Source organism: Pseudomonas sp. MDV22-iso1, assembly GCF_058145095.1.
The window spans coordinates 67,193-82,138 of the sequence record NZ_JBYVMF010000018.1 but is presented as its reverse complement, the minus strand read 5'-3'; the positions used below and the strand labels follow the sequence as shown (position 1 = coordinate 82,138).

The window sequence follows — 14,946 nt, the reverse complement described above, 5'->3', positions numbered from 1 at the left end:
AGATTCGATCCTAACAACCTGAAATTTCATTGATTTTGATCAAATGTTGCAGGTTTCGGGGCCAGTAAAATGCCTTACGGTCATATGAGAATACTTCTCGATATGCGCATTACATTTCTTGCTACATTTAAATTCTTAGCTATAGCTAATAATCCCTAGGTTCTGTAAATGAGAGGCAACGGAATGTCAGTCGCAAAAAAGATGACAGTGGGGCAACTGACAATGTTGACGGCCGTCAACATGTTGGGCTCAGGCATTATTTTATTGCCAACCAAACTCGCCGAGGTCGGCGGTATTTCAATCCTCTCCTGGCTGATCACAGCCACCGGTTCCCTGGCTCTTGCCTATGCGTTTGCGCGCTGCGGGATGCTGAGTCGCAAGACAGGCGGCATGGGCGGCTATGCCGAGTACACCTTCGGTAAAGCCGGTAACTACCTCACGAACTACACCTACGGCGTCTCGCTGTTGATTGCCAACGTGGCGATCAGTATCACGGCAGTCGGCTACATACAGACGCTGTTCGACATAAAGCTTGATTCGCTGCAAGTAGGCCTGGCGACCATCGCCCTGCTCTGGATCACCACGTTCGCCAACTTCGGCGGCGCGCGGATCACCGGCAGGATCGGTTCGATCACCGTCTGGGGCGTGATTGCGCCTGTGGTACTGGTGTCCACCATCGGCTGGTTCTGGTTCGACAGCAGCGTTTACGCCGCCGGCTGGAACCCGCACAACATGGGGTATCTGGAAGCGGCAGGCGCCTCGGTGGCGATCACCTTGTGGGCGTTCCTGGGTCTTGAATCAGCGTGCGCCAACACCGACGCCGTGGAAAACCCGGAGAAGAACGTACCGATTGCGGTGCTGGGCGGCACGCTTGGTGCGGCGGTGATCTACATCGTGTCCACCAACGTGATTGCCGGCATCGTCAGCAACCCGGAACTCGTCTCCTCCACCGCGCCGTTCGGTCTGGTTTTCGCCAAGATGTTTACCCCGGTTATCGGTGACATCGTGATGGGGGCGATGGTCCTCGCCTGCATCGGTTCGCTGCTGGGCTGGCAGTTCACCATTGCCCAGGTGTTCAAAAGCTCGGCGGACACCGGTTACTTCCTGCCGATCTTCGCCAAGGCCACCAAAACCGGCACGCCGATTGTCGGCATGCTGATCCTGCTGGCCCTGCAGACCGCGATCGGCCTGCTCACCATCAGTCCGGACCTGAGCAAGCAGTTCGACACCCTGGTCAACCTGGCCGTGGTCACCAACCTGGTGCCGTACATCCTGTCCATGGCGGCCCTGATGACGATTCAGAAGGTCCCCAACGTGCCACCAAGCAAGGCGCTGGCGACCAACATCATCGCGTGGGTCGCCACGGCCTACAGCTACCTGGCGCTATACAGTTCCGGCGAGCAGGCACTCATGCTCGGCGGTGTCGCGACGATCTTCGGGTACACCCTGTTCAGCTTCGTCAACAACCGCCTGATCGCACTTGAAGCGCACAACAACAGCGTACCGACGCAAACTGTCAGCGCTCAGCACATCACTGGCGTAGCTGTGCCGGTGAACAATCTGCAAACGGCCACTGTGGAGGTTAGATAATGACGGAATATAAACACTCACTCGGGATGCTCGCGCTGGTGGTGGGTACACCACCGGACAAGCGTACCGTTTTCGGTCGTGCCCTGGACCAGCTGATCCACGACGTGGAACAACGCTCCATCAGCGTGCTGATGTCTGAAAGCCTGAGCGACGCCACGTCGATCCTGCGCTCGGACTCGGCCATCCAGTGCGTCCTGCTGAGCTGGGAAATGGACGAAAGCGAAGGCCACGAGGAATGCATCAAGCTGCTGACCACCCTGCGCGAGCGCAACACCCGCGTGCCGGTCTTCCTGATCAGCGACCGCAGCACCGCGTCGAACATTCCGCTGGTGGTCATGCAGCACGCCGACGACTTTATCTGGCTGCCGGAAGACACCAGCCGTTTCCTCAGCGGCCGCATCATGGCCGCCATCGAACGCTATCGCCAGGCTGCACTGCCGCCGATGTTCGGCGCGCTGGTCAAGTTCTCCCGCTCCTATGAATACTCGTGGCACACGCCAGGCCATGCCGGCGGCACAGCCTTTCTGAAAAGTACCGCAGGCCGTGCGTTTTACGAATTCTTCGGGGAGAACCTGCTGCGTTCCGACCTGTCGATTTCGGTCGGTGAACTCGGTTCGCTGCTCGATCACAGTGGCCCGATCGGCCAGGGTGAGCGTTACGCCGCCAAGGTGTTTGGCGCGCATCGCACCTATTACGTGACCAACGGTTCGTCGATGTCCAACCGCGTCATTCTGATGGCCAGCGTGACGCGCAATCAGATCGCCCTGTGCGACTGTAACTGCCACAAGTCCGCCGAGCATGCGATGACCTTGTCGGGTGCGATTCCGACCTACCTGGTTCCGACGCGCAACCGCTACGGCATCATCGGTCCGATCCTGCCGCAAACCCTGAGCGCTGAAGGCGTCAAAGCTGCCATCGCCAACAACCCGCTGGTCAAGGAAGGCATCGACCCGACGCCGGTCCACGCCATCGTCACCAACTCCACCTATGACGGCCTGACCTACAACGTCACCCGCGTCGAAGAGCTGCTGGGGGAAAGCGTCGACCGTCTGCATTTCGATGAAGCCTGGTACGGCTATGCGCGCTTCAACCCGCTGTACCGTGAACGCTTCGCCATGCACGGCAACCCAGAGGATCACGACGAATCGCGGCCGACCGTTTTCGCCACGCAATCGACCCACAAACTGCTCGCCGCGCTCTCTCAGGCATCGATGATTCACGTGCGCAATGGCCGCAATCCGATCCCCCACGGGCGCTTTAACGAGTCGTACATGATGCACGCCTCGACCTCGCCCAATTACGCGATCATGGCGTCCTGCGACGTCAGCTCGGCGATGATGGAAGCGCCCAGCGGGCAGATCCTGACCACTGAATCCATCGAAGAAGCCATCAGCTTCCGCCAGGTCATCTCGCGCATGCACCACGAGATGGCGAGCAACGACCAGTGGTTTTTCACCTGCTGGCAGCCACCGACCGTGCAGGTTGGCGCGGCAGCCGTGCCTTTCCATGAAGTCGATCCGGTCTTGCTGAAAACCGAGCCGAACTGCTGGGTTCTGCACCCGAACGACGTGTGGCACGGCTTCGGCGACATCGAAGAAGGCTACTGCATGCTCGACCCGATCAAGGTGTCGGTCCTGAGCCCGGGCATGGGCGACGACGGCAACTTGCTCGACTTCGGCATTCCGGCCTGCGTGCTCACCGCCTACCTCGGACGCCAGGGGATCGTGGTCGAGAAGACCACCGACTTCACCATCCTCTTCCTGTTCTCCATCGGCATCACCAAAGGCAAATGGGGCACGCTGGTCAACGCCCTCCTCGACTTCAAGCGCGATTACGATGACAACGTCGAACTCGAGCTGTGCCTGCCGGATCTGTTGGCCGCCAACCAGCAGCGCTACGCGGGCATGGGCCTCAAGGACCTCGCGAACGAAATTTTCGCCGCCATGAAGAAGAACAAGACCACGGCCGCCATGGCCCAGGCCTTCGGCACGCTTCCGCAAGCCGAGTTCAGCCCGGTGGAAGCGTACGAAAAACTGGTCCGCAACGAAGTCGAACTGGTAACCCTCGACCAGGCCGCCGGCCGCATCGCCGCCACCGGTATCGTGCCGTATCCACCTGGCATTCCATTGCTGATGCCCGGTGAAAACGCAGGGCCTGCGGACGGGCCGTTGCTGGCTTATCTGAAGGCACTGGAAAACTTCGACAAATCCTTCCCGGGCTTCACCCATGACACCCACGGGATTGAAGCGGAGGATGGGGTTTATAGCTTGCTGGTGTTGAAGTGAGGTAACGCTTTCCCCCAGTGAACGAGGCCGTCCATCACCGTGTGATGCGACGGCCTTTTTCGTTGTGGGATCGGTTGATTGCGGTGTGTCAGCTGACATTTTACTGGGCGGCCTCAAGACCCTATGGGCAAATCCGACCGTGGCGCTCTATGATTGCCCCATGACGACCACACCTGTGATCCGCCAACCCTGCCCACCCGGCGCCTGCGATTGCGGGCGCGACCCGCTGCTGGAAACGCCGGGCGCGGATGTGCGCATCCTGTTTCTGACCCGTGCCGAGGAAAAGCGCCTGATCGAGCGTCTGGAAAACCTCCAGAGTCTGAGCGATCTGGAGCGCCTGCAGCGGCGGATGCATGAACAACTGGGTATCCGTGTCGACATCGCCCCTGGTTTTAACGAAGTCCGCACCATGCGCGGCATCGCCATCGCCATCAACGAATTGCCAGGCTTGTGCCGCAAGACGCGGGCGTCGATCCCGGCGGCGATTCGGCGGGGACTGGAGAAGAACCCTGAAGTGGCTTACGAGCTGCTCAATGCCAATGACTTGTTGCGGGATGCTTGAGGGGCTGGAGATTTAAGATTCCGGTAAGCGCCAGCAGCGCCTCCGGTGCCACGCCGAAGGAGTCGGAGTGGCGCATTATGGCAGGACATTAGAATCGCCAGGTCATGTTCCCGGTCAGCGCTTGAATCCATGCATTGTCAAACTGACCGGAAGTTCGATTGCCGGACACGGATTTGGTCTGGTCCACCGACATGTCACCGATCCAGATCATGGCCCAACTGACGTTGATGTCCGTCTCTTTGTTCAACGCATAGGTGGCGCCTGTCGCAACGCGCCAGGATTCGTCCATGGGCACGGTGAACGTTCGATTGCCGTCCGACACGGCGCTGCTGTCGTAAGCCACGCCGACGTTCCACAGCAGTTGCGGTGTGGCCTGGTATTGCGCACCAAGGGAGAGGTGCCACGTGTCCTTGAAGTTGGCATCCACGGTGGTTGAACGGGCGTTGCCCGCTGTGGTGTCGACCTGGGCGGCAATCTCGCCGAACTCTGACCAGTCCTGCCAGTTGACCGAAGCCAGCAAGGCCCATTGCCTGTCCAGTTGCTGGAACAGGCTAAGGGTGACGGTTTGCGGCACCGTCATGTCCAATTTGGTCTTGGCGCCATCCAGGCGATCCAGCGCCGGGCCGTTACCTTTGATGTCCAGGCCATCCTCGAAATCCAGATCGACTTTACTGGTATACGTCAGGCCGATACGGGTTCCGGATTGCGGGGCATAGATCACGCCCACGTTCGCACCGAACCCCCAATCCTGGTCTTTGTACTTGAATTGTCCGTCACTGCGATCGGTGAAACCGAACGGCGCCCGGTCAATGGCGGTTTGTGCTTGCAGCATGCCGTACATGGCCTTGACGCCGACACCGACCGACCACTGTTCATTAAGGCGATACGCCACGCTCGGTACGAAAGACACACCACCGAGGCTGGCGTTCTGGGAGAAGTAGCGGCCAGACCATTCGTTGTCGTAATTGACCGCCAGGCCGAAGTCGGCGTACTGACCGAAGCCGACGCTCCAGTGATCGTCCAGTTCATGGCTGACGAAAAAACTGGCACCGGGAATGGGGTCCAGGGCGCTGCCACTGCTACTGCCCGCGACGTTGGTATTCTCGTCGCGATCGAATTCCATGTGGCCGTACAGTACCTGCAAGCCAGCGGTTACTTGCGTGCCCGGCAGGTAGCTCATGCCCGCGGGATTGGAGGCAATGGTCGAGGGGCCCTGTGCTCGGGCAGCGGCACCGGCGTTGGCCAGGCCAGCATTATCGGTGCCGATTTCGTAGAGCATGATGCCGCCTGCCTGCACTTCATGGCAGAACAGAACAAGCACAGCCGGAATCGCAGATTTTCTTAGCTGCATGGACTTATCTCGACAAGAAAGCTTCCTCGAGTACCCCAATTAGTCCTGATTAATAAAGTCTGAACTACGCTGAACAGGGCCGGGGGGGGGAACAGACCATTAAGTGGTAGTTCATGTTTTCGAAATCGGAAAGGTGTGCGAATGAATAAAACTCTTCAATTCATACCCGTGATGGCGTTGGCAACCACTTGGCCCCACATCGGGTTCTCGGCCGACAGCCAGGCGGAATTGGCCAAACAGTCGCTAAACCCGGTGGCGGCGCTCTACAGCGTGCCCATTCAATACAACTGGAACCAGAAGCTCGGGCCCAGCGGCGAGGGTTATCAAAGCGTCACCAATATCCAGCCTGTGTTGCCATTCAGCCTTAATGATCAATGGAACCTGATTTCCCGAACCATCCTGCCGGTCATTGACCAACATGGCCTGGTACCCGGCGGGCAAGCCGACAAATCCGGTATGGGTGATATCACTCAGAGCTTCTTCTTTTCACCCAAGGAACCCACCGCCAGCGGCTGGATTCTGGGGGCCGGCCCGGTGATTCTGGTGCCAACCGGCAGTGATGACCTGCTGAGCGCCGAGCAATGGGGCGCCGGGCCTACGGTGGTGGCGCTTAAACAAAGCCATGGCTGGACTCGCGGCATTCTGGCCAACCACATCTGGTCAGTGGAAAGCAGCCCACCCGACGACAAGGACAAGATCAATCAGACGTTTCTGCAACCATTCTTCAGCTACACCACCCATACCTACACAACCTTTGGCATCAACACCGAGTCCACCTATGACTGGCAAACCCGCGAATGGTCGGTGCCGATCAATCTGTTCGTAACCCAGTTGCTCAAAGTGGGTCATCAACCCATGAGCTTGCAGGCCGGACCGCGCTACTGGGCCGACAGCCCGAAAGACGGCGCTGAAGGCTGGGGATTTCGGGTAGCGTTCACGCTGTTGTTTCCCAAGTAGATTTAAGTCAGGTTTCCCACCCGCCGCCGCATCTCGGCCGTGATCGTCTGACGGGTCTTTTTCAAGTCCGCCCACGGCTCATGCCCCACCTCAGCCAACCGCTCATGGACGTTGTTCACGTTCCACTGATTACCGCCCTTCAACTCGCCCACTTCCTCCCGAAAGATCGGCACCGACACCGGCAATCCTTCCCGCGTGCGCACCGCATAAGCGCAAATGGTGGTGGCACCCAGACCGTTGCGCAGGTAATCGATGAAGATCCGGCCAACCCGGTTCTTCGGCCCGGAAACGGCGGAAAACCGTTCCGGCAGCAGTTTGGCCATGTGGCTGACAATCGCGTGGCTGAAGTCCTTGACCTCGTCCCACCCGAGCTTGCGTGTCAGCGGCACCACCAGGTGAATGCCTTTGCCGCCGCTGGTTTTGAGAAACGCCTTGAGCCCCAGTTCGTCCAGCACCGAAAGCGTCAGCTGCGTCGCCTCGACCATGCTTTTCCACGGCAGCGCCGGGTCCGGGTCGAGGTCGAGGACGAAGCGGTCCGGCTTGTCGAGGTTGTCCGACGTGGCGTTCCAGGTGTGCAGTTCCACGGTGCTCATCTGCACGGCGCCGATCAGCGCTTCGGCGTTGTTGATGATCATCACCGGCTGCCCCGTGAGCGCCTTGTCCAGGGTGGTGATACCCGGAATCGCCAGGCGTTCGGCGTTTTTCTGGAAGAACAGTTCGCCGGCGATGCCGTCTGGTGCACGGACCAGCGCAACCGGGCGGTCCTTGAGTTCGGGCAGGATGAATTCGGCGACGCGACCGTAGTATTCGGCCAACTGCATCTTGGTGGTGCCACTGCTGGCGTCGATGACCCGGTCCGGATGAGTAATACGGACCTTGCCCTCTGCCAGTCCGGCCTGTGACGGTGCGGGGGCAGCCTTTTCGTCAGATGCTTTTTTGCTGGCCGTCTTTTTTCCAGCAGGTGCAGGTTTTTCTGCAGCGGTCTTTTTACTCGCCGCAGCGGGTTTTTCAGCTGTCTTTTTACCGTTCGCAGCCGGTTTTTCTGCAGCGGTTTTCTTCACCACGGTCGCGCGCTCCTCGGTGATGTCTTTGGCAGGCTTATCGTCACGCAGCCCATGGAATACGGCATGGCGCACGGAGCCGTCCTTGGTCATTTCGGCAAAGGCGATTTCCGCGAGCAGGACGGGCTTGAGCCAGTGCACACCCTTGGCGTCGAATCCGGTGGGAGGATTCACCACCGACGGCTTTTTCGCCTTCAAGGGCAAGAGCTGTTCGTAGATGCTTTTCAGCGTGGTTTCATTGAACCCGGTGCCGACCTTGCCGGCGTAGCGCAATTCACCGCTGTCGCGGTCATGCAGACCGAGCAACAAGGCGCCGAAGGCATTGCGCGAGCCTTTCGGATCGGTGAAACCGACCACCACAAACTCCTGGCGATGCTTGCACTTGAGCTTGATCCAGTCACTGCTGCGACGCGAGACATAGGGCGATCCCAGGCGCTTACCAATCAAACCCTCCATCTGCATCTGGCACGCACTGTTGAGCAGTGCCTCCGGTGCTTCGCCAAAGGAATCTGAGAAGCGCAGCAAAGGGTTTTTACTGGTTTTGAGCACCGTCGCCAGCGCCACCCTCCGCTCCTCGACCGGCACTTCGCGCAAATCCACGCCGTTGAGGTAAGGCATGTCGAACAGGTAGTAAAGAATGTTGGCGCTGGCGCCCGAATCAAACGCGTTCTGCAACGCCTGAAAATCCGGCACGCCCTGCTCATTGGCCACCACCATTTCACCGTCGAGCCAGGCCGATTCGAGTTCCAGCGCCGCCACCGCCTCGGCCTGGGCTGGCAATTTGTGGGTCCAGTCATGGCCATTACGCGTGAAAAACGTGACGGCGCCGTGGTCGACGCGCGCCATGATCCGGTAGCCATCGAACTTGATCTCGTAGCTCCATTCACCCCCCGGCGCCTTTTCGACGAGGGTGGCCAGTTCGGGTTTGATCAGGTCGGGCAATTTGGCTTTGTGGGCCCCCGTCAACTGCGCCGAACGCGCTTGGGTGGCGACCTTGGGAGCAGGCTTCTTGACCGGTTTGGGTTTGGCGGGCGCTTTCGCTTTTTTCGCCACGATGGTCCTGTCACTGAGCACGCTGTCGGGCTCGGCAGCGACGACGTCGTAATCGCTCTCGGGCTTGGCTGCATTGTCCTGATGCTTGATCAGAAACCATTGCTCCTGCTTGCCCGGCATGTGCGTGCGCACCAGGTTCCACAACCCCGCGAGCTTCTCGCCTTGCAGTTCGAACTTGAGCTTGCCCTTGGCATAGGCGGTGGCCGGATCCTCTTGGGGAATCCACACCCCACGGTCCCAGACAATGACGTCACCTGCGCCATAATGCCCCTCGGGAATGCTGCCCTCGAACGTGGCGTAGTCGATCGGATGGTCCTCGACATGCACCGCCAGACGCTTGACCTTGGGGTCCAGCGACGGCCCCTTGGGCACCGCCCAGCTTTTCAGCGCGCCATCGAGTTCCAGGCGAAAGTCATAGTGCAGGCGTGAGGCGTCATGCTTCTGGATGCAGAACTGCAGGGCATGGTCTTTTGCGATTTTCTTGCGTGAGCGTTTCGCCGCCGGTTCAGAAGTCGCCGAAAAATCGCGCATGCGGTTGTAATCGTCCAGATTCTTGTTCATCGCTCATTCCCCTGCTATCGATTCAACGCAGCCCCCTATGCCTGGACCCGTGCGCGTAACGATCAGCGCGACCACGGCGATGCGCTCCACTCGCTGATAACCGGGCGTCAACAATTCTTCACCGAAGACATCGGGGTCCAGTTCGCGGTAGGTCCAGCCGAACATCGGTGATTCCAGGCGTGAGCTCAGTTCCTCAAGAAACGGATCACGCCCGTCGATCATCGCCACACCGGTGTACAACACCAGTGATCCACCGGGTGCCAGGCGATACAGGGCCTGTTCGACGATGCGCAGGGACAATTGAGCGCCAAAAGCACCGCCCCCGTGGCGATAGGCACGTTCGGCGGGATCGGCCATGTAAGGCGGATTGGCGACGATCAAGTCGAAGTTTCCGTCAACGTCCTGCAGCACATCACTGGCCTCGACCGTGACGTTGGCGACCTCGGCGAGCGCCGCATTGACCGACGTCAGTCGCAGAGCCGCCGGGTTGATGTCGACGGCCAGCACCTCGGCTTCACGGCGTGCGCGGGCAATCACGATCGCCCCGACGCCAGCGCCGCAGCCGATATCCACGGCGCGCCTTATCGGGGCGAAACTGTGCTGCAGATGGCTATGAATCAATTGCGCAAAACGATAGGTGTCAGGACCAAAGAACACCGAATCGGCGGCTTCGGTGGGAAAGCCCGAATGCACGAACAGCAGGTCATCCAGGCTGGACCAGCGCACGCGGCTTTTCAGCTGCCCGTGGTTGGCTTCGAGCACACCGGCCTGCTGCAATTGCTTTTGCTCTTCTGCCGGCAACAGTCCGGGCTCGAATGGCCGCGACCACCCAAATACGTCGCGCATCGTTCGAGCCTGTTGCCCGGCCGCACGGTCATTGACCCGCTGGTGGGTCACTGGCGTGGGTGTAATGAATCGATAACCGTCTGCCTGCAATCGCCGCCCCAATTGCAGCAGCACCAACTCGTCAGCGCCCAGTTGTTCTTCCTGATTCATGAGTGGCTCCCTAGCGCAGGCTGGATTTGAGTTCGATGAAGCGCCGGGTAGCCAACAGGCCGGCCGGATGAGCATGTCGATGGGCTGACAACCACGGAATCAAAACCTGCATCCGGGCGTGATCGTCCAACCCTTCCAGGGACGCTTGCAGGGTCTGGACATCCGGATCGCCAACGGGCAACGCCGGGGTGTTATTGACTCGGGTGACGCGTCGATAAGCGGGGGTTCGTTCGGGCGTCCAGTCGCCGGCGATCCAGTCGTGCAACAGTTGTTTTTCATAAGGGCTGAACACCCCGAACATCGCCGCGCCGTCACCGACGATCATCTGCCAGAAACGACTGGCTTGCGGGTCCTGGTGGCGCTTGATCCAGCCCTTGTTTTCCATGGCCTCGAGAAAACCGGGCAACTGTTCCGGCGATGACAACCACTGATTGACGGTCTTGCCTTCAAAGCGGCAGTAGTCGGAATGCATGTGCTGGCCAAACGGGCGTTTGCGTTCGAGCATGCCGAGCAGCTCGTCGTAGAGGTCGAAGGATTCGATAATTGCGCGACTGCCCTGCCCCAGATCATTAAGCCTATAGCCCGCCGAAACCCGGCGCAGAAACGCCTCGCGATCAGCTTCTACCGGCAGCAGGTCCAGCACTGCCTGGACGGCCTTCTGCGCATGACCGGTGCTGGCATTGTCGATGGTGACGTGCAGGGTAAAGTAATACGGATCGATCCCCAGCTCGCTGAGCTCATAGGCGCTGATCAACAGATGCAGCGGCAACTGCTCGTAGCCGAGGTTGTAGCCAATCACTTCCGGCAGAAAGCTGTCGGCGCGTTCGCCCAGCGCCAGTTGAATCGCGCCTTGCAGGTAACGTTCGTCAGGTAATGCGCTGGTGTCCTGCAGGCCGTGTTCAGCAAGCAGTTTTCGGTAGATCACCACATGATTCTGCGCGGGATTACCGTCGCCCAATTCTTCGAGATAGGTGCAGATCAGTCCGTCAAATCGCGGATCGCGCCAGTGTGGCAGCAGGCCGTACAGCCACGCGCCGTCCACCAGTTTGGTGGGGCCCACCGCCTGCAGGAAAAACAACGCATGGGCTTTGTTGCTGAAAAACTTACGCGGCCCGCCGGCTTTGCGTTGTTGCAGATAGTCGGCGTATTGATGAGCGACTTCGACGCAGTGATGTTCGACGAATTCCTGCAGGGCGGACAGGTCCTGAGGCATCTCTTCGGGCAGGCCAGCGGCGAGTTCGAGTTGCTCGGTCAGGAAAGTCTCAGCCAGCGCGCGACGCTGCGTTTCGTCGGTGCTCAGCAGCAGCTGTTCGTAGGTGTTTTTGAGGCAACCGGCTGTCGGAATCAGGTGTTCGCGGGCGGGTTGCGATTCAAGTCTTGTCAGGGCAGTCATGGGCGCATCTCTCGGTCTATGGCCAGTGGCAGGACGCTGAATCAACACGTCTCTACTTCAGCAGAGCGATGCGCCAGGAAAAAAATTCAATCGGCGTTGAAATTGCCCGGACAAACGGGCTTACGGAGGTGAACAGGAGGTGTTTAACGCTTTTTGCCGAGGCCCCGGCTAATACCGATCCTCCAGTGAGATCCCCATACCCTGTAGCAGCTGGCGAAGCCTGCGTCCGGCTGCGCAGCAGTCGTAAACCCGGCTAACGCATTTTCCCTGACCCACCGCATGCGCTGGTTTTACGACTGCTTCGCAGCCGGACGCAGGCTTCGCCAGCTGCTACAGGGTTATTGAGTAGAATTTGCGGTTGCGGCGAGTCAGGGGAAACTCGCTAGCCGTACTTGCGCAACCCTGTAATTGACGGTTACGCCACGCCACCCTTGGCCTGTTGTTCCAGGTGTACTTGCAGTTCGGGCTCTATTTTCAGCGCCGCGGCCAGTTCATCCAGGTAGGCGCGCTCGGCGTCCTGTTGGTCGTCCACCAGCATGACGCTGGCCAGGTACATTTCCGCAGCCATGCCAGTGTCCGTCGCCGATTGCGCAACATCGGCGGCGTCCAGTGGGCGCGCGACTTCGTCGTCCAGCCATTGCTGCAATTGCGGATCGTCGGTGTGGCGGGCGAGTTCATTGCTGATCAACTGTTTCTCGCTGTCGTCGATCCGGCCATCGGCCTTTGCCGCTGCGATCAATGCGCGCAGGATTGCGTGGCTGTGGTCCTCGACTTCCGGGCCGGACAATAAATCCACGGTGCGTGGCGCCTCTTGTGGTGCCGACGCCTGGTTACGCTGCCAGGCCTTATACGCCTGGAATGCCATCATGCCCAATGACGCCAGCGCAGCATAATTCATGCCGCCACTGCTCGACCGATTCCGGGGTGATGTGGACGCAGGTGATCCACCGCCCAGCAATCCACCGAGCAAACCGCCCAAGCCACCGCCGCCCATGCTGGAACCGGCACCGCCGCCCAGCAGGCCACCGAGCAATCCACCCAGACCGCCGTCGATCCCGCCTTGTGACGGAGCGGCACCACGTTGCTGCGCCGAGCCTTGACCGGCCCGCAACAGTTGTTCGAGCAGATCGCTGGTGTTCATGACGTCGTCCTATATAAAGGGAGTAATTCGGTGAAGAAAAGATAGTACTCACCGGCCAATTCGCCACCACCGTCTGGCTGTCTGGTGCAAACAAGGAATCCATGGCAGAGGTTCCTGTGGCGAGGGAAGAAAACACGTGGATTTATCCCGCGTATGTTTTGGCGGCGCAGCTAAGATTTACAGTGGGTGAACCTTATTCCCGGATTTCCGGTCGATACCTGCAACCCGAACCGGTTTGCCGCCGCCCTCACTCTTGAGGGTGATGCCTGGCTTGCTTCACTTTTTGGAGAACGCCCCCGTGATATCGACCCTACACATCGCCAGGCTCAAAGCATGGGGCGCCCATGGTTTTACCGCCACTGGCGTGGTCACCGCCTTCCTCGCGACCCTCGCCCTGCTGGAAAACCAGCCGACCAGTTGCCTGCTGTGGCTGGGCGTCGCCCTGATCGTCGATGGTCTGGATGGCGCATTGGCGCGCAAGGTCAACGTGCAATCGGTGCTGCCGAGCTTCGACGGCTCGATCCTCGACCTGGTGATCGATTACCTGACGTACGTATTTATCCCCGCACTGTTTATCTACCGTTACATCCCGCTGCCGGAATACACACTGCTGCTGACAGTGTCATTGATTCTGGTCTCGTCGCTGTTCTGCTTCTGCAACGTCAACATGAAGAGCAAGGACAACTATTTCCAGGGCTTCCCCGCCGCCTGGAACGTCGTTGCGCTGTGCCTGTACATCATTGCGCCGTCGCCGTGGATCACCTTGCTCGCGGTGATTGGCCTGGCACTGCTGACGGTCACCCGGATGAAATTCCTGCACCCGTTCCGCGTGCGAAAATTCATGCCGATCAACATCGCCGTCACCGCCATCTGGTTGCTGTGCAGCTTGTCGCTGGTCATCAATCACCCGGTCATCAACCCGTTGGTGATGGGGCTCTGGCTGCTGATGTCGGCGTACTTCCTGGGCATCTGCATCTGGCGTACGGCGCTGGAGTGGTTTGACGGGGCGCGTCACAAGTGATCACACCAGTATCTTGAATACGGTCCCCCCGTAGGAGCTGCCGCAGGTTCGGGCCGCGATCGGACGATCTTTTGATCTTAAAGCTTGAAGATCAAAAGATCGCAGCCTGCGGCAGCTCCTACGGGGGGAACCGCGTTTTTCCTTAGCGCCTCGTGATCACCACCTCGAGGTATTCACTCGGCACCACCAACGACTTCTCCCCCGCCCGATTCAGTTGGTTCAACAACTCGGTCAGGTCACTTTCCAGCGCCTTGGCCCCCTCCGGCGGCAATGCGGCGAAGGCCTTGTGTACCGGGCCGTACCAGGTGCGGAAGGTGTCGATGAAATGCGCGGCCGAGCGGTAGCGGAAGTTGAACGTGCGGCGCGTGACCTGGACCAGAAAGTCGCGTTCGTCGAAGTGCGAATGCAGCCACGCCTCGGTTCCCCACAGCGAAGGCGGTTGCGCGCCCGCAGGCGGTGGCATGTGCCGGCCCAGGATCTTGAACACCTGGCCGACGAAGCCTTCGGGCGTCCAGTTGGCCAGACCGATCCGTCCTCCGGGGCGACAGACGCGCGCCAGTTCCGAGGCTGCTTTGGCCTGGTCCGGGGTGAACATCACCCCGAAGGTCGACAGCACGGCGTCAAAGCTCTCGTCTTCAAAGGGCAACGCTTCGGCGTCGGCGACCTGAAACGTCACTTCCAGCCGCTCCGCCCTGGCCCGGTCTTCGCCGCGCTCCAACAACGCGGCCACATAATCGGTGGAGGTGACATTGCAGCCCCGACGCGCGGCGGCCAGTGTCGCGTTACCGTTGCCCGCCGCGACATCCAGCACGCGCTCATCGCACAGCAAATCGCAGGCTTCCGCCAGTTGCTCGCCGACGATCTGCAAGGTGGTGCCGATCACGGCGTAGTCGCCACTGGCCCACGAGGCCATTTGACGGTTTTTCAAGGCAGTCAGATCAATGGGTGTACTCATAAATTGCGCTCCGTTGCGGG

11 protein-coding genes are annotated in these 14,946 nt (G+C 59.7%); 5 read left to right on the top strand and 6 right to left on the bottom strand.

All coding sequences use genetic code 11. The features are described from left to right. The first annotated feature begins 183 nt into the window (after positions 1 to 183). From potE to AC3ZVB_RS20060, 3 genes are all read left to right on the top strand, one after another. On the top strand, positions 184 to 1,590 hold the full coding sequence (gene potE / locus AC3ZVB_RS20070) for a putrescine-ornithine antiporter (RefSeq protein ID WP_490147533.1): 1,407 nt from the start codon (positions 184 to 186) through the stop codon (positions 1,588 to 1,590). After that, complete coding sequence (locus tag AC3ZVB_RS20065) at positions 1,590 to 3,875, top strand: Orn/Lys/Arg family decarboxylase (protein ID WP_490147532.1); 2,286 nt, start codon at positions 1,590 to 1,592, stop codon at positions 3,873 to 3,875. The genes potE and AC3ZVB_RS20065 overlap by 1 nt, the downstream gene beginning before the upstream one ends. Positions 3,876 to 4,035: 160 nt before the next feature. After that, a complete protein-coding gene (locus tag AC3ZVB_RS20060) occupies positions 4,036 to 4,437 on the top strand; it encodes a hypothetical protein (RefSeq protein ID WP_162439526.1) in 402 nt (133 codons plus the stop codon). An 88-nt stretch (positions 4,438 to 4,525) separates the two neighbouring features. Here the strand turns inward: AC3ZVB_RS20060 and AC3ZVB_RS20055 are convergent, their stop codons facing one another. Beyond that, positions 4,526 to 5,788 carry an OmpP1/FadL family transporter gene (locus tag AC3ZVB_RS20055; RefSeq protein ID WP_490147531.1) on the bottom strand — a complete coding sequence of 421 codons (1,263 nt, stop codon included), beginning with the start codon at positions 5,786 to 5,788 and terminating at the stop codon, positions 4,526 to 4,528. Between the two features lie 171 nt (positions 5,789 to 5,959). On the opposite strand from AC3ZVB_RS20055, the gene AC3ZVB_RS20050 reads away from it, so the two are divergent. Then, positions 5,960 to 6,745, top strand: coding sequence for a transporter (locus tag AC3ZVB_RS20050; protein ID WP_490147568.1), 786 nt, complete (start codon positions 5,960 to 5,962; stop codon positions 6,743 to 6,745). 2 nt (positions 6,746 to 6,747) lie between these two features. Here the strand turns inward: AC3ZVB_RS20050 and ligD are convergent, their stop codons facing one another. From ligD to AC3ZVB_RS20030, 4 genes are all read right to left on the bottom strand, one after another. Next, a complete protein-coding gene (ligD, locus tag AC3ZVB_RS20045) occupies positions 6,748 to 9,420 on the bottom strand; it encodes a DNA ligase D (protein ID WP_490147530.1) in 2,673 nt (890 codons plus the stop codon). Positions 9,421 to 9,423: 3 nt separating this feature from the next. Next, positions 9,424 to 10,416 carry a methyltransferase gene (locus AC3ZVB_RS20040; RefSeq protein ID WP_490147529.1) on the bottom strand — a complete coding sequence of 331 codons (993 nt, stop codon included), beginning with the start codon at positions 10,414 to 10,416 and terminating at the stop codon, positions 9,424 to 9,426. A gap of 10 nt (positions 10,417 to 10,426) precedes the next feature. Further along, positions 10,427 to 11,809: an iron-containing redox enzyme family protein gene (locus AC3ZVB_RS20035; protein ID WP_490147528.1), complete on the bottom strand. Its 1,383-nt coding sequence runs from the start codon at positions 11,807 to 11,809 to the stop codon at positions 10,427 to 10,429. A 415-nt stretch (positions 11,810 to 12,224) separates the two neighbouring features. Beyond that, a complete protein-coding gene (locus tag AC3ZVB_RS20030) occupies positions 12,225 to 12,950 on the bottom strand; it encodes a tellurite resistance TerB family protein (protein WP_490147527.1) in 726 nt (241 codons plus the stop codon). A gap of 298 nt (positions 12,951 to 13,248) precedes the next feature. On the opposite strand from AC3ZVB_RS20030, the gene pcsA reads away from it, so the two are divergent. Further along, positions 13,249 to 13,971 carry a phosphatidylcholine synthase gene (pcsA, locus tag AC3ZVB_RS20025; protein ID WP_162439519.1) on the top strand — a complete coding sequence of 241 codons (723 nt, stop codon included), beginning with the start codon at positions 13,249 to 13,251 and terminating at the stop codon, positions 13,969 to 13,971. A gap of 142 nt (positions 13,972 to 14,113) precedes the next feature. Here pcsA and AC3ZVB_RS20020 read toward each other — a convergent pair whose 3' ends face one another. After that, the gene (locus tag AC3ZVB_RS20020) at positions 14,114 to 14,926 is read right to left on the bottom strand and encodes a class I SAM-dependent methyltransferase (RefSeq protein ID WP_490147526.1); all 813 of its coding nucleotides are present in this window, start codon (positions 14,924 to 14,926) and stop codon (positions 14,114 to 14,116) included. Between the last annotated feature and the right edge of the window lie 20 nt (positions 14,927 to 14,946).